This is a genomic window from Fundidesulfovibrio soli, assembly GCF_022808695.1.
Classification (GTDB): domain Bacteria; phylum Desulfobacterota; class Desulfovibrionia; order Desulfovibrionales; family Desulfovibrionaceae; genus Fundidesulfovibrio; species Fundidesulfovibrio soli.
On sequence record NZ_JAKZKW010000015.1, the window covers coordinates 75,135 to 97,135 of the forward strand.

Below are 22,001 nucleotides of genomic sequence, written 5' to 3' on the forward strand. Positions count from 1 at the left end.
CAGGACCGGGGGCTGCCGCCGTTTCGGGGCTGTTCAACCCTCGTCAACACCTCGGGAGAACGCGAACCCATGTGGGATTCCAAAGGGGGGAACCCCCTTTGGCCGCCGGAGGCGATCCAGGGGCTGCCGGTTCCGGCTAGGCCATTGTCCGCGTCGCAAGTGAGTCACCCTCGACGGGCTGTGGCCGTTTCCGCGAGGCGGAGGGGGGGCGGGGAGGCTCGGGCCTCCCCGCATCATGTCACGGGCGGGAGTGCGCGCAGCCCGGCTGCTACATGGGCACGCTGGGCAGGGCGGCGGTGACGCGCGTGGGGCGGTCCAGCAAGGATTTGGCTGTCTTACGCTGGTGGTTCGAAACTTTGGCGCCGGGAGCGGGCAACGCTGCCGGCCCACCGTGCAGGGCTGAGGCGTCCAGCTCATCCACTCCAGCGTCAGGATTGACCATGGAGTCGATGAGCGCCTTGAGCCCGCCAGCCTGGGAGGCCAGGTAGACCACCGCCTCGGCGGTCTGGACCATGCCCTCGCTGGTCTCCTGGGCGATGGCGCTCACGTCGGCGACGGCGGCGTTGACCTGCTCGTGCGCGGAGGACTGCTCCTCGGCAGCGCGGGCGATGTGGCGCACCTCCAGGGCCGTGGCCGAGGTGAACTCCACGATGCTGGACAGGGCCTCGCCCGAGCGCTGCACCAGCTCGTTGGCCTGGCGGATGGCCTGGAAGGATCGCTCGCTGCCGTCGATGTTGAGCCTGGTGAGGCCCTGGATGGAGCTGATGGCCTGGTCCACCTCGCGGGTGGCGGCCATGGTCTTCTCGGCCAGCTTGCGAACCTCCTGGGCCACGACGGCGAAACCGCGCCCGGCCTCGCCCGCGCGGGCGGCTTCGATGGCGGCGTTGAGGGCCAGCAGGTTGGTCTGGTCCGCAATGTCGTCGATGACCCCGATGATCCTGCCGATGGCCCCGGCCTGGCCGCCCAGTTCGTGCATGCTCCCCAGCTGCTCCTGGGAGAGGCGGAACACGCTGTCGATGGAGTTGATGCACTCCGACACCACCTCGGAGCCCTTGCGGGCCTGCTCCTGTGCGGCGTCCGAGCTGGCGGCGGCATCGGAAGCGCCGCCCGCAACCTCCACCAGAGACGCGTTGACCTCCTCCATGGCGGTGCTGGTCTCGGCCAGACGCGCGGTCTGGTGGAGCGCGCCGGTCTGGATGCTCTCCACCTGCCCGGAGAGCTCCTCCGCGCCCTGGGAGACGTGCAGGGCGATCAGGTTGGCCTGCTCGGCCACGCGGGTGATCTTGCGGTTCTGCGCGGCGATCAGGTCCTGCTGGCGGCGGATCTCGGTGAGGTCGGTGAAGAGGGTGAACACGCCCAGGGGCGCGCCGTCCAGGTCGTGCAGGGGGGCGCAGTCCTGGCGGACGAAGAAGGCGCGGCCCTTGGCGCCCGTGCCGGGGGTCTGGGCGTCCAGCGCGGGCTCGCCTCGCTCGTGGGAGCGCCTGGGGGCTGCGGCCAGGCCGGGGCAGGCGGCGAAGAAGGCATTCAGCTCGCGGCCCGAATATTCCTCCGGCTCGCCGTCCAGCTCCATGAGCTCGAGCAGGGCGGTGTTGACGAAACTTACGCGGCCCTGCGTGTCCGTGACAAGGCAGGGCACGGTCATGGCTTCGAGGATGCCCTGGGAGAAGCCGAGCTTGTTCTTGAGTTCGCCCACCATGCGGGTCAGGCCGGTCGCAAGGGTGGCCAGCTCCGCCTTGAAGCGGCCGGAGAGCTCGGCGTGCAGGTCGCCCTCCGCGATGCGCTCCAGGAACACGCGCAGGGATTCGAACGGCGCGCGGATCTCGCGGTTCACGAAACCCAGGGTGGCGAAGAGCACGATGACGGCGGTGACGAGCCCGAGCACCAGGCTGGCCTTGGTCAGGCGGCTCACGGCGGCGAAGGCTTCGGCCTCGTCCACCACGGTCACCAGGGCCCAGGTCACGTCCCCGGCTTTGACGGGCGCGTAGGCGGCCAGGACGTTGCGCCCGGTGACGCCGGTCATGACGCCGCTGCCCGTAGCCCCGGCCAGGGCCTGGGTCACTGCGGCCATGTCCATGCGCCCCTTGGCGGGGTCCGCGAAGGAGGCCGCCACCGAGTGGGTCTCGGGCCGGGCGGCGAAGTCCGAGCGCATGAGCATGTCCGCCCCCACCAGGAAGCTCTCGCCGGAGCCGCCATCGCGCAGGCCGGTGGCCATGACCGCGGCCAGGTCCTTGGGGGTGAGGCGCAGCAGGGCCACGCCGTCGATGCCGCCCACGTGGTTGCGCACCGGACAGGCCACGAAGGCCGTGGGCGCGCCGTCCAGGGGGGCGTAGGGGGCGAAGTCCTCGAACACGGCCTCGCCCTTGAGGGCGCGCCGCCAGGCCCTGCCCAGTGGGGAATCCTTGAGGGGGCCCTTGTCCAGGTCCTCCCCGAGTTCGCGGCCGTTTCCGGCGGAGAAGAGCACGCGGCCGTAATCGTCGGTGAGCAGGGCGTCCTCGTAGCCGAGAACCTTGACGAAGGGGGTGAAGGCCGGGGCCACGAACTGGAGCAGGTCCGCGTATTCGGGGTCGGTCACGTCGGCGCGCACCCCGGGCCTGACCTTGCCGGTGAAGCTGTCGCGCAGCATGCCGATGGCGTTGTAAACCTCCTTGACGGAGGCGTAGATGCGCACCTCGGCCATCCAGCGGGCCACGAGCTGGGCCAGGGCCTGCCCCCGGGAGTCCCGCACGGACTCGACCTGGCTGAAGGCCTGCCGGGCCAGGCTGTCCGAAGCCTGGCGAACGCTGTAGACCCCCATAAACAAAAGGGGCACAATGCCGATGAGCAGGCAGAAGCCCACCAGTTTGGACCGCAGGGTGAGGCGTGTTTTCACGGTGTACTCCTTGAAGAAAGACGGCCGCGAAACTAGCCCCGGAGGATGATGGCTTGAAGGAAACAAGGTGACGCTTGTGTGACGATGCGTACGTTCCTGCGCGGCCGCGCGCCGGATGGAGCGGGTCATGGTTTCGTCACATGGCGGGGATAGGCTGCAATTGCCGCGTGAACGCGGTCATACCGTCCGGACAAGGAAGGCTTTATGACCCCAGAAGGCAGCGTCAAGCGCAAGAATTACGTCATCGACACCAACGTCCTCATCGAAAATCCCAACTCGGTCATGGCGTTGCGCAACGGCAACGAAAACAACATCTTCATCCCCTACCACGTGCTCATGGAGCTTGAGACGCTCAAGAACACTCCCAAGCTCCGCCACATCGTCTCCAAGGTGATCGCCAACCTCATCGAAAACCGCGAGCACATCACCTTCATCCGCAACGGCGAGTCCGAATCCCCCTTCACCAACATCGTCGACAACTACATCCTGCGCGAGATCGAATCCGCCCAGGACATCCCGGACCCCATCCTCGTCACCAACGACCGGCTGCTCCAACTCCAGGCCTCGCTGCGCAACATACGCAGCGAGGAGCTGCGCGACTCCAAGCCCTTCGAGTCCGAGTCGCAGCTGTACACGGGCATCGTGGAAGACCCCGCGGACGCCCCGCCCAACTCCTTCTTCTGGCGCGACGGCAAGGCCGTGCTCCTGGCCCCGGACGGTGAGAAGACCATCGGCTACGTCAACGACGTCTGGAACCTCAAGCCGCGCACCGCCTACCAGAACCTGGCCCTGGAGCTGATCGTTGCCGGGCACGTGGACCTGGTCTCCATCCAGAGCGAGGCCGGGTTCGGCAAGACCTACCTGGCCCTGGCGGCCGCGCTCTACCTGACGCTTGAACGCAAGCTCTACGACAAGATCTTCGTGGTGAAGCCCACCATCGAGATCGGCGCCAAGATGGGCTTCCTGCCGGGCGACGTCTCGGAGAAGATGGAGCCCTACATGAAGTACGTGTTCGACCTGCTGCTCAAGCTGCACAGGCTGCGCCCGGCCAACAAGCTCTTCCACAACCCCAACGAGGAAGTGCTGCGCTTCAACGCCAAGAAGTTCGAGGTGCTGCCCCTGGCCTACGTGCGGGGCATGAACATAGAGAACGCCGTGGTGATCATCGACGAGGCCCAGAACCTCTCCAGGACGGAGGTGCGGGCGGTGCTCACCCGCATGGGCGAGGGCGTGAAGTGCGTGTGCCTGGGCGACACCTCGCAGGTGGACAACCCCTACTTGAACGAGGCCAACAACGGGCTCAACTGGATCGTGCGCAAGTTCAAGGGGTTCGCCAACTACGGGCACATCGTGCTCAAGGGCGACCGCTCGCGCGGGCCCATCACTGACATGGTGCTGAAGAGCAAGCTGTAGGATCGATCAGATAATGAAAAGGCCGCCAGCCGGGACGGACCGGTTGGCGGCGTTTTTTGTTGGCCCGGATGATTGCATTGCGCCCCGGAGGCGGTTGCGGCGGTCGCACGGCGGTGCTGTATTTGAAGAACATCCCCGCCACGCGACCGCCGCAACCGCCTCCGGGGCGTACAGATTACTGCGCGCCAAGCAGCGCCGCCCCGCCCTGCCAGAGCATGGCCATGCCCGAGGCGGCCAACAGGGCCAGCAACGCGCGCCGGAACGCCTTGTCCCCCACGCGGCCGCAGAGCGCCGCGCCCGAATACAGCCCCAAGGCCAGCGCGGGCATTGACCAGGCGTACATGGCCAGCACCGGGGGCGTCACCAGCCCCTGCAGGCCCTGCACGCTCACCGCGCCCACGCCCGCGAGCAGGAAATAGGTGGTCAGGGTGGCGCGCACGGCGTCGCGGCCCCAGGGCTGGCAGGCGATCCAGGCCACCACGGGCGGCCCGTTGACCCCGATGCTCACCCCCATGCAGCCCGAAACGAGGCCCGCCACCGTGGCCCAGGCCGGGCGCGGCGGCCCGGTGCATCTGGGCGGGCGCAGCGACTGCGCGGTCAGCGCCAGGATCGCCGCCCCAAGAAGCGCCTTCAGGGCCGAGTCCGGGGCGTTGCGCAGCATGAGCCCCCCAACCGCCATGCCGGGCACGGCCCCCAGCAGCAGCCTGCGCACGGCTCCGCCTTGGATGTGGTGGCGCAGCCGCTGCGTGAGCATCACGTTGATGGTCACGGCCATGAGGCAGCCCACGGGCACGGCCGCTCGGATGCCCAGCAACGCCACCAGCAGGGGCATGGCCACCAGGGTGGAGCCGAACCCGGCGAAGCCCTGGGTGAACCCGGCCAGCGCGGCGATGCCCGCCAGGGCCGCTATCAGGGGTGCATCCACGTCCGGCTCCTACCGCCCGGCGCCAGCGCGAAGCGCTTCGGGGCCGAACACGTCGGCCATGACGTCCAGGGCGAAGCGCGCCGACACCGTGGCCGGGCCGCCGCCCATCTCGATGCCCACCTCCACGGCCTCCAGCACCTGCCGGGGGCCGGCCCCGGCGGCGGCCGCCTGCTCGATGTGCCACTGCATGCAGGAGCGGCAGTCGATGACCACCGAGATGCCCACGGCGATGAGCTCCTTGGTCTGCTTGGGCAGCGCGCCGTCGGAGTAGGCGGCCTGCTCCATGTCCAGAAAGGCCTTGTACACCGGGCTGCCCATGGCCAGCAGCCGGGCGTGGGCCTTCTTGCGCTCCCTGGTGAGCCGGGAAAGTTCCTCGTCGGGCATGGCCGTCCTCCCTGTTCGCTGAATCAGAACGATGCGTGGTTGCCAAAGCCGTTGCCTAGAGGGGTAATCCCGGGGTAGGCCGATGGCAAACGAATAGTCTCGAACACTCAGTTCAAGGAAATCGAACAATGCTGGACCTGCACCTTTTGCGCACCTTCCTGGCCGTGGCCGCCGGGCTCTCCTTCCGGCAGGCGGCGGCGCGGCTGCATTACGCCCCCTCCACGGTCACGGCGCAGATCAAGGCCCTGGAGGAGCAGGCGGGCCAGCCCCTGTTCGTGCGCTCTGGCCGGACGGTGCTGCTCACGGAGCACGGGGCGCGCCTGGTGCCCCAGGCCCGCAGGCTGCTGGACGTGGAGCGCGAGGCCCGGGCCGCGCTCACCGGCGGGGAGGGCGAGCCGGGGGAGCTGGCCGTGCGCGTGTCCGAGAGCCTGGGCATCCGGCTGATGCCGCGCGTGCTGCCCATGCTGCGCGTCCGCTTCCCGCATGTGCGGGTCTCCCTCTCCACGCGGTCGCTGCACGGGCTGGCGCGCGACGTGCTCCACGGGGTCACGGAACTGGCCGTGATCCTCTCGGAGCCGTTCGCGGCGGAGGGTGTGGAAGTGGAGGCGCTGCGCAGGGTGCCGCTGGTGGTCATCGCCGCGCCCGGGACGGCCCCCGGCGGGGGTGGGAAGGTCTGCGCGCGGGACCTGGACGGGGTGCCCCTGGTGCTCACGCCCCACGTCTGGAGCGCGCGCGGGCTGCTGGACCGATCCCTGGCCAGGGCCCACGCCAGCACGCCGGGCGTGGTGGAGTGCGCCAGCGTGGAGATGGTCAAGCGCTGCGTGGCAGCCGGGCTGGGCATCTCCCTGGTGCCGGGGTTCACGGTGGAGCGCGAGGCCGCTCGTGGGGAGCTGGAAGTTCTGGGCTGGGCCGGGGAGGAGCTTTCCGTGCCCGTGCTGCTGGTCAAGGCCGGGGGGAGGAGACTGTCCGGGGCGGCGGCGGCCTTCGAGGAGGCCGTGCGCCGCTGCGTGGGGGACGACCCCGGTTTGGGCGGGGTTGTGCCGGCTGCCGGCCCGCCATGCGGCGGGCCTGCGCCCGGCTAGCCTGCCATGCGGCGGGGTTCGGCGGCGCGCTGGTCCTCGCGGGTGGGGATCATGCCCACGCGGTCGCGCCCGGCGTTCTTGGCGGCGTAGAGGGCCTGGTCCGCCTGGCTGAGCAGGCTCGCGGGGGTGGCGGCCTGTCCGGGCACGAACGAGGCCAGCCCGATGGAGACGGTCACGGGTATGACGCGCCCGGCGTAGCGCGTGGCGGCGTCCGCCACGCGGCGGCGCAGCCTCTCGGCCAGCATCCAGGCGTGGGCCTGCCCGGTGTGCGGCAGGATGACGGCGAACTCCTCGCCGCCGAAGCGGGCCACGAAATCGGTCTCGCGCAGGCCGGTCTCCAGGGCCTGGGCGGCGTTGCGCAGCACGGCGTCACCGGCCAGGTGGCCGTGGGTGTCGTTGACCTGCTTGAAGTGGTCCAGGTCCGCCATCATGAGCACGAAGCCTTCCTTGTGGCGCATGTGGCGCTTGAGCTCGTGGTCGAGGCGGGCGTCAAAGCTCCGGCGGTTGAAGAGGCCGGTGAGCCCGTCGCGGTCCGCCCTCTGCTTGAAGCGCAGGAAGTCCAGCACGTTGCGCAGCCAGGGCGCGAGCTGGTGCACGGCCTGGCGGGCCAGCTCCTGCTCGTTGCGGTCCAGGTCGCGCTCCAGAAGGACGGAGACGCAGCCGAAGGGCTTCTCACCGTTGTGCAGGGGCACCAGCAGCGCCAGGCCGGGTTCGGTGCGGGCTGCCGGATTCCCGCCGGGAAATTCATGGACGCTGTACGCGCGCGAGGGCAGCCCGCCGATGCGGGAGGCCAGGTCCTGCAGGTAGTCCAGCCGGGTTGCCTTGGCCGCGTCGGGCACCTCCGCGGGCAGGAACATGTGCATCTCGGGGTCGCCGTCCCAGAATACGCCCAGCACCTCAGTGACGGGGAAGAGCCGGGCCAGGCCGTCGCTCAGCGCGGCCAGCACCTCGGGCATCTCCAGGCTGGAGATCGCCTTGGAGAGCAGACCCTGGCGGAAGGCCAGCATGGAGTTCTCGTGGGCCATCTGGTCGCGCTCGCGCTGGGCGTCGGCCAGCAGGGCGGACATCTCGTCGAAGAGCTGCGCGGCCTGGCGGGCGTTCTCCAGCGCGGAGACGATGCGCGCCTTGGCCATGGGCGGCTTGAGGCAGGCCACGAAGCCTTGGGCCAGCACCTCCTCGCGCGAGGGCGGGGGCGAGTCCCCGGCCACCAGCACCTTGCGGGCCCCCGCCATCCAGGAGGGCGGGGCGTGGCGCAGGGAGCGCCAGAGGTCAAGGTCCACGAACACGGCCAGGGGCGCGGCGCGGTCGAAGTCGGCCTGGCTCGGCAGGTCGCGGGCCTCGAAGCGCTGCAGCGGTTCGCTCTCTCCGACAGCCAGGCGGATCTTCCGGGCCGGCTGGCCGGAGACCCCCAACAGCCAGACCGGACGGGTCCGCTTGCCGGTGGCGCGCTTGCGCGTGGTGCGTGGTGCGGTGCTCATGCCTGCGGGCAAGCAAGTTTGGTGCCGGAAAATCTTGCCGGTGGGCCGCGCGAGGGGCGGCGGCGGTAACATGTTCGTCATGATGGCGGGGTAGAGAATAGTTGGACATCCGTTCGCCGGGTGCTAGAAAGTGAGCCTGGAACATCGGGAGGATCAACTCATGAGCATGACAGGGAAACACAAGGTCGAATTCGCGATCCCCGAGAACGGGCTGGCCGACTGGCTGCGCACCTTGGCCGACCAGATCGAGGCGGGCGCCCTTGGCGCTGGCGAGGCTCCGGTGAGCCTGGAGGGTTACCGCGGGCTCAAGATCGCCGTGAAGCCTTCCGTGGAGGGCGAGCTGCGCGCCAAACTCTCCATCAAGTTCCCCAAGCCTGCGCGGAGCGCGGCGGAGTTGCTGGAGCCGGGCATCCTGGAACCGGGAATCATCGAGGGCGAGGAAGACGAGGAAGAGGGCGAAATGCCCAAGTACAAGTCGCTCAAGAAGCACATGAAATCCACCTTCAAGGCCATCGGCACAGCGCTCGCGGCCGGGCAGACGCCCCCCGCCGCGGAATTCGCCAGCTTCATCGCCGATTCCAAGCTGATGGTGGCCTACCCGGGCAAGGGCGACGAGTTCTATCCCGAATACCTCGAGAAGACGCAGGCCCTTGAAGCGGCCTTCGCCGCGGGCGACCTGGAGGCAATGAAGGCCATGCACCAGGAGCTTGCCCGGCTCAAGCGGGAGTGCCACTCCCGCCACGCGTGAGGCCCGCGCAACCCGCTTCGGCACATCACCTTTTCCGCACCGGGCGCGCCCGCTCTTGCCGCGCCCGGGGCGAAAGCATAGAGGCGTCGCATGTCCACACCATCCATCGAACTGGTGAAGCCGGGCTCCCCGGCCTGCGCCAGCATTGACCTGTCCTCCATCCCCCGCGAGGTCACCGACTGGGACCTGGAGACCTACCTGGGCCTCACCTGCGCCGGGGTCACGCCCGAGCAGGCCGAGTCCATCAGAAACCCCAGGACCCGCTATCCGCGCCAGGAATACGTGCTGGCGGTGCACTGGCACCCCGAACAGGTGCCCATGCCCATCATCAGGGAGCGCATCGCGGCCATGTTCCCCTCCAGCCGTGACGAGCTGATCATCCCCACCCAGCACAACCAGCTGCTCACCTGGGGCGACTACGCGGGCGTGGAGGTGGACTGCTACTCCCACGGCTTCAACCGCAAGGTGCAGCTGCTCATCCACCTGCGCGCCGACAGGCTGGAGCGCGCGGGCGTGCTTTCCAACATGCTGCGCCACACCTTCAAGTACCGTTCGTCCCAGCTCTACGAATACCTCGACGCCATGTGCGAGCCCGAGTGGGCCGAGCGCCGCCAACAGGCGGCGGGCATGGCCGGCTCCGACGAGGACGTGGTGGAGTTCGTCTCCATCTACGCCCGCAGGCTCAAGGAACTCGTGATCATGAACGAGTCCCGCACGCCGGAGGACGCCTTCAAGAACAAGCTGGTGCGCAACTATTTCGACTGCCTGCGCCAGATCCACGACCCGCGCCTGGTGAACAAGGCCCAGGTGTTCGCCAAGGCCGTGAAGGAGGTCGTGAAGGAGAACTTCTCCCTGGCCTACTTCTACCGCGCCTCCGAGGTGGTGGAGGAAGCCCGCTCCATCGGCGCGGGCGTCGTCATCCCGCACCCGGAGCAGTTCTGGCCCATCCTGCTGCGCAACTACGACGTGGACGGCATCGAGGTCTGGAACCCGCAGTCGCAGCAGTACACCGAGTTCCTCATCAACGTGGTGATCGACCAGAACAGACGCGGCTACCACAAGGACAGGCCCATGCTCATCTTCATGGGCGACGACTGCCACCTGAGCGAGAAGCTCAAGGCCCCGGACGAGCAGGACAAGGACAAGGTCTCCCGCGAGGTGGGCCTGCAGCCCGCCTGGGACGACCTCGGCATAGCCAAGGGGCTGATCATGTCCGGCGTGAGCCGCAAGACCGTCATGGACGAATACCGCGCGCGGCTCGGCTAGGCCGCGCGGGCACAGCAACACCCCCGGCCGGGCGGTACCGCCGCCTCCGGCTGGATCAGGAGACCATCGTCATGCAGTGCGACGACAAGGACAAGGCGGAACAGCCCTCCACGGAGGGCAAGTTCACCTTCGAATCAGCCCAGGACGTCAAGACCCTGGTGGGCTACCTCCGGGCCATCACCGACGGCTTCGAGGCGGGCTCCATGCGCTTCACCCGCAAGGACCTTGATCTGGTGCTCTCCCCCAAGGGGCTCGTCGGCTTCGCCGTGGAGGCCAAGGGCAAGGAGGGCCGCATGAAGCTCACCCTCAAGTTCCACTGGCGCGAGAACGTGGAGGCCAAGGAACCCGAGGAGGACACCCTCTCCATCACTCCCGGGGATGCGAGGTAGGCGATGAAGTTTTTGGACGGCGTGGAGGAGAACTTCCGCTTCATGGTCCTGGAAGTGACCAAGCAGGTGGAGAACGCCCTCAAGGTCCTCGAACACCCGGACCCCGGCCTCGTGGTCAAGATCGAGAGCCGGGACGACTACATAGACAACCTCAAGAGCGTCATCGAGAACAAGTGCTTCTCGCGCATCCACACGGGCTTCGGGGGCGACAAGCGCGCCATCGACCAGGCCCGGGCCGTGAACATCATCACCGCCAACCTGGAGCGCATGGCCGACCACGCCGTGAACATCGTGATGCAGCAGCAGTACCTGCGCGATCCGGCGTTCATCAAGCGCTACGACTACCGGGCCTTCTTCGCCGAGATCATGAAGGCCCTGCACCTGGTGATCCGGGCGCTCTACAACCAGGACATCGCCCTGGCCTTCAAGATCTGCCGTGTGGAAGTGACCCTGGACACCCTGTTCAAGACCAACTTCGACGCCATCCTGGCGGACCTGCGCAAGGGCGAATCCCCCGAGAACTGCATCACCTGCCACAACATCTTCCGCTACCTGGAGCGCATGGGGGACACCATCCTCAACATCGGCGAGGCCATCATCTTCGCCGCCGTGGGGGAGAAGTTCAAGATCCACCAGTATGAGGCCCTCAAGCAGACCCTGAACCAGCTGGGGCAGGAGGTGCCCATCTCCGACGGGGAGTTCCACTCCATCTGGGGCACGCGTTCGGGCTGCCGCATCGGCAAGGTGGAGGGGACGGGCGGCAGGCAGCGCGGCTCCCGGACCAGCGGCGTGCTCTTCAAGGAGGGCAACGCGGCCAAGCTGCGCAACGAGGCCCAGAACATCAACCGCTGGAAGTCCGTCATGCCCGGGCTGCCGCCCACCATTCAGGCCTTCCAGGAGGACGGCGACTCGGCCTCCATGCTCATGGAGTACCTGGGGGGCTGCACCTACCAGGAGGTTGTGCTCACCGGCGCGCCGGACATCGCCGCCAACGCCACCTTCATCCTGCTGCAGACCGTGCACCAGCTCTGGAGCGACACCATCAGGAAGGAGTCCGTGCGCGGCGGCTACATCAGGCAGCTGCAGAGCCGCCTGGAGGACGTCTACCGCATGCACCCCTCCTTCAAAACTCCGCGCATGGGCCTGGAGGGCATGGAGATACCCGCCTTCGAGGAGCTGCTGGCCAGCGCGGCGGAGATCGAGCAGGGGCTTGAGGCTCCGTTCTCGGTGTTCATCCACGGCGACTTCAACATCAACAACATCGTCTACAACCACGAGGAACAGCGCATCCACTACATCGACCTGCACCGCTCCAAGGACCAGGACTACGTGCAGGACGTCTCCGTGTTCCTCATCTCCAACTTCCGGCTGCCCGTGCTGGACCTCCGCCTGCGCGAACGGCTGGACCGCGTGATGCGCGAGTTCCTGCACTTCACCCGCGCCTTCGCGGCGGAGTTCGGCGACGACACCTTCGAGGCCCGCCTGGCTCTGGGCTTGGTGCGCTCCTTCATCACCTCCAGCAGGTTCGAGTTCAACCAGCGCTTCGCCAAGGAGATGTACCACCGGGGCGTGTTCCTCATGCAGGACCTGCTGGCGCACAGCCGCAGCAGCTGCCCCTGGCGCGGCTACCGCCTGCCCGAGGCCGTGCTCATCTACTGATCGGATTTCTGGAGAGTGACATGAAAAAGATTGGCGTTGTGGGCATTACGGACGGCTGGTCCTCCGAGGTGTTGGCGGACGCCTGCCGCAAGCACACGGGCTTCCGCCTGCTCATCGACATGGACAAGGCCGTGCTGGACCTGCAACACGGCACCGTGAGCTACAACGGGCAGGACCTGCTGGAGCTGGACGCGCTCATCGTCAAGAAGATCGCGCCGCAGTACTCCCCGGACGTGCTCGACCGGCTGGAGATGCTGCGCTTCCTGGAGCTCAAGGGCCTGCCGGTGTTCTCCAAGCCCTCCTCCATCATCAGGCTCATCGACCGCCTGAGCTGCACCGTGACCCTGCGCGCGGGCGGCCTGCCCATGCCCGCCACGGTCATCACCGAGGACGTGGGTGAGGCCCTGCACGCCGTGGAGCGCTTCGGCAAGGCCGTGTTCAAGCCGCTCTATTCCACCAAGGCCCGGGGCATGGAGGTCATCACCGCGGGCGACGGAGCCAGGGAGCGCATCGAGGCATTCAAGCAGGCGGGCAACGCGGTCATGTACCTGCAGAAGATGCTGCCGCCCCTGGAGAAGGACCTGGGCGTCACCTTCCTGGGCGGCGAGTACCTGGCCACCTACGCCCGCAAGTCGGGCGGCTCCAGTTGGAACACCACCACCAACGCCGGGGGCAAGTACGTGGCCGTGGAGCCCTCCCCCGAGATCGTGGCGCTGGCGCGGAAGGCCCAGTCCCTCTTCGACATGGCTTTCACCTGCGTGGACATCGCTGAAACGGCCGACGGCCCCATCGTGTTCGAAGTATCGGCCTTCGGCGGGTTCCGGGGCCTCCTCGACGCCTGCGGCATCGACGCCGCGGACGCTTACGTCAAATTTGTTCTGGAGCGCCTCGCATGAACCTCACCCTGAAGGGGGTCCTTGCCCCCATCCTCGCCGCCAACCCCTGCCCGCACACCCTCGGCCTGCGTTTCGGAAGCTACCCGCTTGACGTGCGTTCCAACGAGCCCGCGCTCATCGCCTGGCTTGCGGACTACTTCCGCGACTTCCTGCGCCAGGGCGGCCCGGCCGTCTGCGAGGTACTGGCCATAGAGGGCAAGCCCCAGAGGCTGCATCTGGACTACCAACTCAAGGAGCCCGAGCCGGGCAAGACCAAGATCAAGGAGGAATGGGCGGCCCTCGAGGGCGGACGGGCGGTGCACAAGCGCCTCACCGGCATGGCCTTCCTCTTCGGCGAGGGCCTCAACGTGGCCGTCGGTCCCTGCCTGGAGAACCCCAACCAGGTGGTCAACTTCATCAACAACCGCTTCATCGAGCACAGGCTCAACGAGGGCTGCCTGCTGGGCCACGCGGCGGGCGTGTCGCACGAGGGCGCGGGCCTGAGCCTGGCAGGGTTCTCGGGCATGGGCAAGTCAACCCTGGCCCTGCACATGATGAATCACGGCCTGCATTTCGTCTCCAACGACCGGATCATGCTGGGCCGCAGCAACGGCGACCTCATGATGTACGGCGTGGCCAAGATGCCCCGGGTGAACCCCGGCACCGTGCTCAACAACCCGAGCTTGGCCTCGGTGATGCCCGAATCCGACAGGGCCGCCTTCAAGGACCTGCCCCTGGAGGAGCTCTGGAGCCTGGAGCACAAGTACGACGCCTTCATCGACACCTGCTACGGCCCCGGCCGCTTCGACCTGGAAGCCCGCATGAAGGGCCTGGCCATCCTGAACTGGACGCGCAGCGGCGGCGAGCACCGCGTGGCCCCGGTGGACATCGGCCAGCGGCGCGACCTGCTCCCGGCCTTCATGAAGAGCACGGGGCTCTTCTTCGAGTCCACCGGCGACCTCACCGTGCCGGACTTCTCCGAGGATGCCTACGTGGAGATGCTCTCGGGCTGCGCCGTGCTGGAGGTGACCGGCAGGATCGACTTCGAGAAGGCGGCCGCCGAGCTGGCCGCGTTCCTGAGAGGCTGAACACATAGTCGGCGTCCGGCCGGCAGTGCCGGCGCGACGCCCAGGGCCCGCGCATGACCAAAGTATCCGTCACACACACCGTCACACTGCCGGACCCGGTGCGCATCGCGCGCTACCTCAAGGCCCCGGAGCTGGGGCCCAAGGCGCTCTTCTTCAGCGGTGGCACGGCCCTGCGCGACCTCTCGCGCGAGCTGGTGCGCTACACGCACAACTCCGTGCACCTGATCACGCCATTCGATTCCGGCGGCTCATCGGCCAAGCTGCGCAAGAGCTTCCACATGCTGGCCGTGGGCGACCTGCGCAACCGGCTCATGGCCCTGGCGGACCGCACCCTGCACGGCAACCCGCAGATCTACCGCCTCTTCGCCCACCGCCTTCCCAAGGACCAGTGCCAGGACGATCTCGCCGCCATGCTCGACGAGATGATCTCCGGCAAGGCCCCCCTGGTGGCCGACGTGCCGGACCCCATGCGCAAGATCATCCGCACGCACCTGGGGTTCTTCCGCCACGCCATGCGCGATCACAAGTTCGACCTGCGCGGCGCGAGCATCGGCAACCTGATCCTGGCCGGGGGCTTCTTCAACTACAACCGCCAGATCGACCCGGTGATCTACATGTTCGCCATGATGGTCAAGGCGCGCGGCACCGTGCGGCCCATCGTCAACCGGGACCTCACCCTGGCCGCCGAGCTGGCGGACGGCACCGTGCTGGCCGGGCAGCACCTGCTCACCGGCAAGGAGGAGGGGCCGATCAAGAGCCCCGTGAAGCGGGTCTACCTCTGCGCCAGCCAGAAGGACACGACCCCCGTGGAGGTGGAGATCCGCCGAAAGATCAAGGACTCCATCCGCTCCTCTGAGCTGATCTGCTACCCCATGGGCAGCTTCTATTCGAGCCTGGTGGCCAACCTGCTGCCCAGGGGCGTGGGCGATGCCGTGGCCAAGGCCCAATGCCCCAAGGTGTTCGTGCCCAACCCGGCGGGGGACCCGGAACAGCTTGGCCTGGGCCTGGGCGAGAGCGTGCGGCGGCTGGTGGAGTACCTGCGGGCCAGCTGCTCCAAGCCGCGCCCCACGAGCGCGCTGCTCAACTTCGTGATGCTCGACAAGAGGCTTGAGATCTACCAGCACCCGCTGGCGCTCAAGCAACTGGAAGGAATGGGGATAGGGATCATCGAGTGCGACCTCGCCAGCGAGGAGAACGCCCCCCTGTTCGACGAGTGCAAGGTCATCGAGCATTTGCTGTCGCTGGCGTGAGGGGTGGCGCCTTACCTCGCCTTCAACCAACTGAGCGCCCGCCGGGCCTCCTCGGGGCGCAATCTGCTGATGGCGCTGCTCAGGGCGTCCAACTGCACCTCCACGTCGTCCAGCGGGGGGATGTCCGGCAGCTCGGGCAGGCCCAGCGCGTCCAGGTCGATGGCCTTGAAGGCCAGCTCCCTGTCCAGCTTCCTTACGTCCTCCCATCCCGTGCCGCCCACCACGGCCTCCTTCTCCACCTCGGCCGGGTCCATGGACTTGGCGAAGGAGAGCACCGCGCTGGGCGACTGACCGCTGTTCACCCCCTCCACCTCGGCGTTGATGGTCTCGGCCAGGGCCTTGAGGCTGTCCAGGTTGGGCAGGAGGATCTTGCGCGCCGGGTTGTGCGGGTCAGGTCCGTAGGCGCCGTGCAGGTAGTCCTGCGTGGCCGCGCGCACGGCCATGTAAACATAACGCACGCTCTTGGCGTAGCGCCCGGCGAAGGTCAGGGCGAAGGGCGGGGTGAAGCGCCAGGGGTCGCCCGCGGCGGCGGCCAGGGCGGGCAGGGCGCCCGCGTCCACCCCGCATTCCCGGAAGAAGCCGATAGTCAGTTCCTCGTCGACCAGCAGGCCGAACAACGCGCCCCAGTGCTTCAATGCGCGCAGCCCCATCCCGCGCACGTCTCCCGCCAATGCGGCGAACCCTTCCAGCCGCGCCTCCACTTTGCGGCGGCGCGAAAAGAAGTTGTCCGCCATCTCGGTCATGGTCTCGGTGTAGAAATCTTCCAGGAACGACTTGTTCTTGGGCATGCGCAACCTCTTTCCAGTGATTCACCCCTACGGGGCGGTGGCGATCTTGGCAAGGCCCGGCGCAGGGATGTAACAATGACCGTCACACGTTCTTCACATTCCTTTCACGCTTCCGCCAAGCTGCGAGTGCATTTGGGTATACCAAGACAGCATGGCAGTGAGCATCATGGACTTCAAGCCGCGTCTGGAGCAGCGCTTTCTGCGCACCGGCAAGCCCGCCCCTTCCCTGGGGCGGACGCTGTCACTTTTCGACCCCCCGCATCGCGACATCCTGGAAAACATGCTCTCCCTGGGCCAACCCGTGGGCGTCATGCTCTTCGAAATCCAGGACTTCTACATGTTCTCGCGCATCTATGGGCAGGATATATCCGACGCCCTGGCCACGGCCATGGAGGCCGCGCTGGCCTCCCTTGCCAGTGAGCAGGTGCAGGGGCTGCCCCTGGTGCTCCTCGAGCGCCTGGAGGGCGACAAGCATCTGCTGGTGCTTGGGGGCGTGGGGCTGCGGCAGGAGGCCCTGACGCACACGGCCTCCATCATGCGCCTGAACCTGCGCGCCCGCCTGAAGCGGGAGGCGCTCAACCTCACCGGCCAGGACCTGGAGCTGGCGGTGGGCGTGGCCCGGCTGCAGAAGGGCTCGGGGCGCAAGGGGCTGGAGCAGGCCATGCACACGGCCCTGGCCGACGCCCACGGCATGATCCGGGGCACGGCCAACCCCACGGCGGGCGGCCTGCTGGGCGAGTTCCGCTCCGTGCTGGAGACCGGCGGGGTCCGCGCCGTGTACCAGCCCGTGGTGGACCTGCGCGGCGGGGGCATCTTCGCCTGGGAGGCCCTGGCGCGAGGCCCGGCCGGGAGCACCTTCGAGAATCCGGCCATGCTCTTCGGCTTCGCCGAGGAGAACAACCTGGTCTTCCCCCTGGAGCGGGCCTGCCGCGCCGCCGCGCTCAAGGGCTTCGGCAACCCGGGCGCGGGGCGAAAGCTCTTCCTCAACGTGCACCCGCGCACCCTGGTGGACCCCCAGTTCAACCCCGGCGAGACGGTCAGGCTGCTGGATTCCCTCGGCCTGGAGCCCCACGACGTGGTGCTCGAAATCACCGAGCGTCACTCCACCAAGGATTTCTCGCTCTTCCACCGCACCCTGGACCACTACCGGGGCGAGGGCTACAAGGTCGCCGTGGACGACGTGGGCACCGGTTATTCCGGCCTGTGGTCCATCGCGGAGATCCGCCCGGACTTCATCAAGCTGGACATGTCCCTGGTGCGCGGCATCGACTCCAACCCGGTGAAGCGCGCCCTGATCGAGACCTTCCTGACCTTCTCCGACAAGGTGGGCTGCAAGGTGGTGGCCGAGGGTATCGAGACGCCCACCGAGCTCACCTCCCTGGTGGCCATGGGCGTGCACTACGGGCAGGGCTACTTCCTGGCCCGGCCCGGCGCGCCGCGCCCGGAGCTGAGCCCCGAGGCCGCCCGCCTGATCGTCACGGGCAACCGCCGCTCCATGGCCGAGTTCAAGTGCTCCGCGCCCATCGGCAGCCACGCGGACCAGGCCGTGCAGGTGCAGGCCACGGCCAACGTGGGCGAGGTGAAGCGCTTCCTGGAGCAGCACCCCCAGGTGAGCTCCGTGGCCGTGATCTCCGGCAGGCGCCCGGTGGGGCTGGTGACGCGCCACCAGATGGACAGGGTGCTCTCCTCCCAGTACGGGCTGGCGCTCTACACCAACCGGCCCGTGACCAGGATCATGGACAGCCAGCCCCTCATCGTGGACTGGAACACCCCCGTGGAGGTGGTGGCCCAGGCGGCCATGAACCGCGAGGGCTACAAGGTCTACGACCACGTCCTGGTCACGAGGGAGGGGAAGCTCTCTGGGCTGGCCTCGGTGCAGAAGATCCTGGACGCCCTGGCCCAGGTGCAGATGGAGCTGGCCAAGGGGGCCAACCCGCTCTCGGGCCTGCCCGGCAACGTGGCCATCGAGCGGGAGATGGAGTCCAGGGTGGGCAGCGGTGAGCCGGTGAGCTTCATCTACGCCGACCTGGACAACTTCAAGGTCTACAACGACTCCTACGGCTTCAAGGCGGGCGACGAGATCATCCTCATGGCCTCGCGCATCATGGCCTGGGCCCTGCGCCGCCATGGCTCCCCCAAGGACTTCCTGGGCCACGTGGGAGGGGACGACTTCGTGCTGGTGACCACCCCGGACAGGGCGGAGCGCATCTGCCGGGCCGTCACGCGCTGCTTCAAGCGGCTGGCCCCCTCCTGCTACGGCGACCAGGACAGGGCGGCGGGCTACATCACGGGCAAGGACCGCTCCGGCAAGGAGGGGCGCTTCGGGTTCGTGAGCGTCTCCCTGGCCATCGTGGACTGCCAGGGCAACTGCACGCTCGATTCCATCTCGCACCGCTCGGCCGAGATGAAGAAGTACGCCAAGATTCAGCCCGGCAACGTCTGGGTTCGCGACAGGCGCGGCCCCTCCGGGCTCGCCTCCCTCTGCTGAGCGTTCAAGCCGCGCCGAAGCGGCGCAGCCACAGCTCCAGCGCGGCAAGGGCCCACAGGCGCTTGCCGTGGTCCGCGCGGCCCCCGGCGTGCTCCTCCAGCACGCGCGCCAGCTCCTCCGGCCTGAACCAGCGCCGCGCCGCCACCCCCCCCAGCAGCAGCTCCCGGCACCAGCCGGAGAGGTCCTCCCGCAGCCACTTGCCCACCGGGATGCCGAAGCCCCGCTTGCCCCCGGCCAGCACCTCTGGCGGCAGCACGTCCGCGAAGGCCCGGCGCAGCAGGTGCTTGCCCGTGCGCCCGCGCATCTTCATGTTCCCGGGCAGCCTCGCGGCCCAGTCGGCCAGGTCGGCGTCCAGCAGGGGGGAGCGGCCCTCGAGCCCGTGGGCCATGCACATGCGGTCGGCCTTCACCAGCAGGTCGCCGGGCAGGTAGGCGGCCATGTCCACGGCCAGGGTGCGGTCCAGGAAGCTCGCGGCGCGGGCCTCATCGAAATATCCGGCCAGCAGGGCCTCCGCGCCGTCCCCGGCCAGGGCCTGCCCGCGCGGCTCGTCCCGCCAGAGCGCGGCAGCCTCCCAGGGCGCGAAGTAGGAGCCCCAACGCACGATGCTGGCCTTGGGGCTGATCCGGGCCACCTGGGCCAGGCGCTTGAGCCCGGCCACCCAGTCGGCCTCGATGGGCTTGTCCCCGCGCTGGGGCAGGCGGTCCAGCAGGGCGGGCAGCAGGCGCTGCGTGAGCGCGGCGGGCAGCGAGGCGTAGATGTTGGCCAGGGGGTCCAGCCAGTAGCGCTGGTAGCCCGCGAACAGCTCGTCCCCGCCGTCGCCGTTCAGGGCCACGGTGACGTGCTCGCGGGTCATGCGCGCCAGGAACCAGGAGGGCAGGGCCGAGGGGTCGGCGAAGGGCTCGCCAACGTGGGCCACCACCTCCTCCAGGGTGTCGGGCACGTGGCCGTACTCCAGCTGGAACTCGTGGTGCTCGGTGCCGTAGCGGCGGGCCACGGCCCTGGCCTTGGGCAGCTCCGAGAAGGCCTGCTCCTTGAAGCCGATGGAGAAGGTCTTCACCGGTTCGGCGCAGAGCCCGGCCATGATGGCCGTGATGATGCTCGAATCGATCCCGCCTGAGAGGTGCGCGCCCAGCGGCACCTCGGACATCAGCCGGATGCGCGTGGCCTCGGTGAGGCGTTCGCGCAGCTCTTCCGCAAGCAGTTCCTCGCTCTGGGTCCATTTGGGTTCGAACTCGGGCCGCCAGTAGCGCGTGAGGCGCAGCCCGGACACGTCCCAGGTCAGGTGGTGCGCCGGGGGCAGCTTGGACACGGCCCTGAAGGCGCAGAGCGGGTCGGGCACGTATTGCAGCGTGAGGTACAGGTTCAGGGCGTGCAGGTCCGGCTCGCGGGAGACCCCGGGGTGCGCCAGCAGCCCGCCCGGCTCCGAGGCGAACAGGAAGCCGTCCTGCCCGGCGGCGTAGAAGAAGGGCTTCTTGCCCAGCTTGTCCCGCGCGGCGAAGAGGATCTGGCGGCGCTCATCCCAGATGGCGAAGCCGAACATGCCGCGCAGGCGGCGGGCGCAGTCCGGCCCGTATTCCTCGTAGGCGTGGATGATGGATTCGGTGTCGGATTTGGTGACGAAGACGTGGCCCTTGGCCTCAAGCTCACGCCTGAGGTCCAGGTGGTTGTAGATCTCGCCGTTGAACACGATCCAGAGCGAGCCGTCCTCGTTGGACATGGGCTGGTCGCCCGTGGCCAGGTCGATGATGGCCAGGCGGCAGTGGGCCAGGCCCGCGCGCTCCCGCAGGTGGAAGCCGTGGCCGTCCGGCCCCCGGTGCCCGATGGCCGAGGCCATGCTTTCCAGGATGAGCCGGTCTGGTGACTGCCCCGCCGGGGCGATGATGCCCGCTATGCCGCACATTGCTGCATCCTCAAAACCGGGAAGGGGTTCCAAGGGGCGAAGCCCCTTGGCCGCCGGAGGCTTCTTTCGGAACGCATGAAGGCCAAGAGTAAAGATGCCTCCGGCGGGCAAAGGGAGTTCCTCCCTTTGCAATCCCATATCGCTTCGCGTCCAAGGCGGCGGGGATGTCGCATCAGCGCTTCCCTCCGGTCAGCGAGGAGCACAGCTCCAAATAACGCGATGCGGCCGAAGCCCAGGAATACTGGCTCTCCACGCGCTCCCGCCCGGCTTGGCCCATCGCTGCGAGCAGGGGGGCGTCCTCCAGGAGGGGGGCCAGGGCGGCAGCCAGGGCAGGGGCGTCCCCGGAGGGCACGAGCCGGCCGGTGAGGCCCGGCAGCACCAGCTCCTCGCTGCCGGCGATGGCGCTGGCCACCACGGGCAGGCCCGAGGCCATGGCCTCCAGCACGGCGTTGGGCATGCCCTCGTCCCGCGAGGGGAACACGAAGAGGTCCGCCCCGCGCAGGGCGCGCGCCAGCTCCGGGCGGCGCATCCAGCCGTGGAAGAAAACCTTGTCGCGGATGCCAAGGGAGGATGCCTGCTGTTCCAACTCGGGGCGCATGGGGCCGTCCCCCGCAAGGTGCAGCTCGAAGGTCGCGGCGGGCATGCCGCCCAGCGCAGCGAGAAGCAGGTCCAGGCCCTTCTGGTAAACGAGCCTGCCGTGGAAGAACAGCCGCACCGGGCCGGGCGCTCGCTCGCCGCTGCGGGGGTGGAAGAGGGCCGTGTCAGCCCCGTTGGGGATCACCGGATATTCCAGGCCGGGCTCGAAGCGCCGGGCCAGGGCGGCCAGGCCGCCGCTGTTGGCCGCCACGGCGCCAGCCTTGCGCCACAGGAAGCGGATCAGCGGGCCGGTGAGCCGGTGCATGGCGGCCAGATCGTAGGGCTGGAATCCGGGCACATCGCCGCCGCGCAGCGAGACCACGTAGGGCGTGCCCCTAAGCGCCTTGACCAGCCAGGCGGGCGGCCCGCAGGGGATGCCGAAATAGGCCAGCACCGCGTCGGGCTTGAAGCGCCGGGAGATGAGCGGGGCGTGGACGCTGGCGCTGGCCATGAAGGCGGCCATCTCCCAGGCGGCGCACTTTTCCTCGTGGCGGCGGATGGTGGGGATGCGCCGGATCTCGAAGCCGTCCACGCGCTCGCGGGCGGGAAAGCCGCGAAAGGCCGAGGTGAGCACCAGCACCTCGGCGCCCTGGCGGGCCATCTCGCGGGAGATGTTGGCCGTGGCGTTGCCCGCGCCCCCGCCCAGAGGCGGGTATTCGTAGTTGATGGCCAGAATGCGCATCGCGTTCGGAGTCCTCAAAAGCCCGTCAAAGCGTTGAACAGCACCATACCCATTGGGGATTCCAAAGGGCGAAGCCCTTTG

17 protein-coding genes are annotated in these 22,001 nt (G+C 68.4%); 10 read left to right on the plus strand and 7 right to left on the minus strand.

What is annotated here, in order from left to right:
• Window positions 1-268: 268 nt before the first annotated feature.
• Window positions 269-2,869 (minus strand): methyl-accepting chemotaxis protein, encoded by a 2,601-nt coding sequence (locus tag MLE18_RS18135; RefSeq protein ID WP_243439241.1) that lies wholly within the window; start codon window positions 2,867-2,869, stop codon window positions 269-271.
• 204 nt (window positions 2,870-3,073) lie between these two features.
• Here MLE18_RS18135 and MLE18_RS13050 point away from each other — a divergent pair, with 204 nt between their 5' ends.
• A complete protein-coding gene (locus MLE18_RS13050; protein ID WP_243439242.1) occupies window positions 3,074-4,282 on the plus strand; it encodes a PhoH family protein in 1,209 nt (402 codons plus the stop codon).
• 175 nt (window positions 4,283-4,457) lie between these two features.
• On the opposite strand, the gene MLE18_RS13055 is transcribed toward MLE18_RS13050, so the two are convergent.
• The gene (locus MLE18_RS13055) at window positions 4,458-5,207 is read right to left on the minus strand and encodes a sulfite exporter TauE/SafE family protein (protein WP_243439243.1); all 750 of its coding nucleotides are present in this window, start codon (window positions 5,205-5,207) and stop codon (window positions 4,458-4,460) included.
• Between the two features lie 9 nt (window positions 5,208-5,216).
• Entirely contained in the window at window positions 5,217-5,591 is a 375-nt protein-coding gene (locus MLE18_RS13060; protein WP_243439244.1) for a carboxymuconolactone decarboxylase family protein, read from the minus strand.
• Between the two features lie 128 nt (window positions 5,592-5,719).
• Between MLE18_RS13060 and MLE18_RS13065 the strand changes: the two genes are divergently transcribed.
• On the plus strand, window positions 5,720-6,673 hold the full coding sequence (locus MLE18_RS13065; protein WP_243439245.1) for a LysR family transcriptional regulator: 954 nt from the start codon (window positions 5,720-5,722) through the stop codon (window positions 6,671-6,673).
• Here the strand turns inward: MLE18_RS13065 and MLE18_RS13070 are convergent.
• Window positions 6,670-8,151 carry a GGDEF domain-containing protein gene (locus MLE18_RS13070; protein WP_243439246.1) on the minus strand — a complete coding sequence of 494 codons (1,482 nt, stop codon included), beginning with the start codon at window positions 8,149-8,151 and terminating at the stop codon, window positions 6,670-6,672. The two genes, MLE18_RS13065 and MLE18_RS13070, sit on opposite strands and share 4 nt — an antisense overlap.
• A gap of 160 nt (window positions 8,152-8,311) precedes the next feature.
• On the opposite strand from MLE18_RS13070, the gene MLE18_RS13075 reads away from it, so the two are divergent.
• The 7 genes from MLE18_RS13075 (at window position 8,312) to MLE18_RS13105 (ending at window position 15,426) form a co-directional block, all read left to right on the plus strand.
• Complete coding sequence (locus MLE18_RS13075) at window positions 8,312-8,899, plus strand: GAK system XXXCH domain-containing protein (protein ID WP_243439247.1); 588 nt, start codon at window positions 8,312-8,314, stop codon at window positions 8,897-8,899.
• Window positions 8,900-8,989: 90 nt separating this feature from the next.
• The gene (locus MLE18_RS13080) at window positions 8,990-10,165 is read left to right on the plus strand and encodes a hypothetical protein (protein WP_243439248.1); all 1,176 of its coding nucleotides are present in this window, start codon (window positions 8,990-8,992) and stop codon (window positions 10,163-10,165) included.
• A gap of 71 nt (window positions 10,166-10,236) precedes the next feature.
• Window positions 10,237-10,554 (plus strand): amphi-Trp domain-containing protein, encoded by a 318-nt coding sequence (locus tag MLE18_RS13085; RefSeq protein WP_243439249.1) that lies wholly within the window; start codon window positions 10,237-10,239, stop codon window positions 10,552-10,554.
• A gap of 3 nt (window positions 10,555-10,557) precedes the next feature.
• Entirely contained in the window at window positions 10,558-12,213 is a 1,656-nt protein-coding gene (locus MLE18_RS13090) for a PhoU domain-containing protein (RefSeq protein WP_243439250.1), read from the plus strand.
• A 20-nt stretch (window positions 12,214-12,233) separates the two neighbouring features.
• A complete protein-coding gene (locus tag MLE18_RS13095) occupies window positions 12,234-13,109 on the plus strand; it encodes a GAK system ATP-grasp enzyme (protein WP_243439251.1) in 876 nt (291 codons plus the stop codon).
• Window positions 13,106-14,176, plus strand: a complete 1,071-nt coding sequence (locus tag MLE18_RS13100; protein ID WP_243439252.1) for an HprK-related kinase B — start codon at window positions 13,106-13,108, stop codon at window positions 14,174-14,176. The genes MLE18_RS13095 and MLE18_RS13100 overlap by 4 nt, the downstream gene beginning before the upstream one ends.
• A gap of 53 nt (window positions 14,177-14,229) precedes the next feature.
• Complete coding sequence (locus MLE18_RS13105) at window positions 14,230-15,426, plus strand: GAK system CofD-like protein (RefSeq protein WP_243439253.1); 1,197 nt, start codon at window positions 14,230-14,232, stop codon at window positions 15,424-15,426.
• An 11-nt stretch (window positions 15,427-15,437) separates the two neighbouring features.
• On the opposite strand, the gene MLE18_RS13110 is transcribed toward MLE18_RS13105, so the two are convergent.
• On the minus strand, window positions 15,438-16,214 hold the full coding sequence (locus tag MLE18_RS13110) for a hypothetical protein (RefSeq protein WP_243439254.1): 777 nt from the start codon (window positions 16,212-16,214) through the stop codon (window positions 15,438-15,440).
• A gap of 151 nt (window positions 16,215-16,365) precedes the next feature.
• Here MLE18_RS13110 and MLE18_RS13115 point away from each other — a divergent pair, with 151 nt between their 5' ends.
• Window positions 16,366-18,702: a GGDEF domain-containing protein gene (locus tag MLE18_RS13115; RefSeq protein WP_243439255.1), complete on the plus strand. Its 2,337-nt coding sequence runs from the start codon at window positions 16,366-16,368 to the stop codon at window positions 18,700-18,702.
• A 4-nt stretch (window positions 18,703-18,706) separates the two neighbouring features.
• Here the strand turns inward: MLE18_RS13115 and asnB are convergent, their stop codons facing one another.
• Complete coding sequence (asnB, locus tag MLE18_RS13120; protein WP_243439256.1) at window positions 18,707-20,602, minus strand: asparagine synthase (glutamine-hydrolyzing); 1,896 nt, start codon at window positions 20,600-20,602, stop codon at window positions 18,707-18,709.
• A gap of 172 nt (window positions 20,603-20,774) precedes the next feature.
• Window positions 20,775-21,920: a glycosyltransferase family 4 protein gene (locus tag MLE18_RS13125; RefSeq protein WP_243439257.1), complete on the minus strand. Its 1,146-nt coding sequence runs from the start codon at window positions 21,918-21,920 to the stop codon at window positions 20,775-20,777.
• Between the last annotated feature and the right edge of the window lie 81 nt (window positions 21,921-22,001).

Excerpts from the sequence above, each read along its gene's own strand:
- MLE18_RS13125 (WP_243439257.1), bottom strand. The coding sequence starts at position 21,920 with ATGCGCATTCTGGCCATCAACTACGAATACCCGCCTCTGGGCGGGGGC.
- MLE18_RS13090 (WP_243439250.1), top strand. The coding sequence starts at position 10,558 with ATGAAGTTTTTGGACGGCGTGGAGGAGAACTTCCGCTTCATGGTCCTG.
- asnB (WP_243439256.1), bottom strand. The coding sequence starts at position 20,602 with ATGTGCGGCATAGCGGGCATCATCGCCCCGGCGGGGCAGTCACCAGAC.
- MLE18_RS13100 (WP_243439252.1), top strand. The coding sequence starts at position 13,106 with ATGAACCTCACCCTGAAGGGGGTCCTTGCCCCCATCCTCGCCGCCAAC.
- MLE18_RS13060 (WP_243439244.1), bottom strand. The coding sequence starts at position 5,591 with ATGCCCGACGAGGAACTTTCCCGGCTCACCAGGGAGCGCAAGAAGGCC.
- MLE18_RS13075 (WP_243439247.1), top strand. The coding sequence starts at position 8,312 with ATGAGCATGACAGGGAAACACAAGGTCGAATTCGCGATCCCCGAGAAC.
- MLE18_RS13080 (WP_243439248.1), top strand. The coding sequence starts at position 8,990 with ATGTCCACACCATCCATCGAACTGGTGAAGCCGGGCTCCCCGGCCTGC.
- MLE18_RS13115 (WP_243439255.1), top strand. The coding sequence starts at position 16,366 with ATGGCAGTGAGCATCATGGACTTCAAGCCGCGTCTGGAGCAGCGCTTT.
- MLE18_RS13110 (WP_243439254.1), bottom strand. The coding sequence starts at position 16,214 with ATGCCCAAGAACAAGTCGTTCCTGGAAGATTTCTACACCGAGACCATG.
- MLE18_RS13050 (WP_243439242.1), top strand. The coding sequence starts at position 3,074 with ATGACCCCAGAAGGCAGCGTCAAGCGCAAGAATTACGTCATCGACACC.
- MLE18_RS13065 (WP_243439245.1), top strand. The coding sequence starts at position 5,720 with ATGCTGGACCTGCACCTTTTGCGCACCTTCCTGGCCGTGGCCGCCGGG.
- MLE18_RS13070 (WP_243439246.1), bottom strand. The coding sequence starts at position 8,151 with ATGAGCACCGCACCACGCACCACGCGCAAGCGCGCCACCGGCAAGCGG.
- MLE18_RS13095 (WP_243439251.1), top strand. The coding sequence starts at position 12,234 with ATGAAAAAGATTGGCGTTGTGGGCATTACGGACGGCTGGTCCTCCGAG.
- MLE18_RS13085 (WP_243439249.1), top strand. The coding sequence starts at position 10,237 with ATGCAGTGCGACGACAAGGACAAGGCGGAACAGCCCTCCACGGAGGGC.
- MLE18_RS13105 (WP_243439253.1), top strand. The coding sequence starts at position 14,230 with ATGACCAAAGTATCCGTCACACACACCGTCACACTGCCGGACCCGGTG.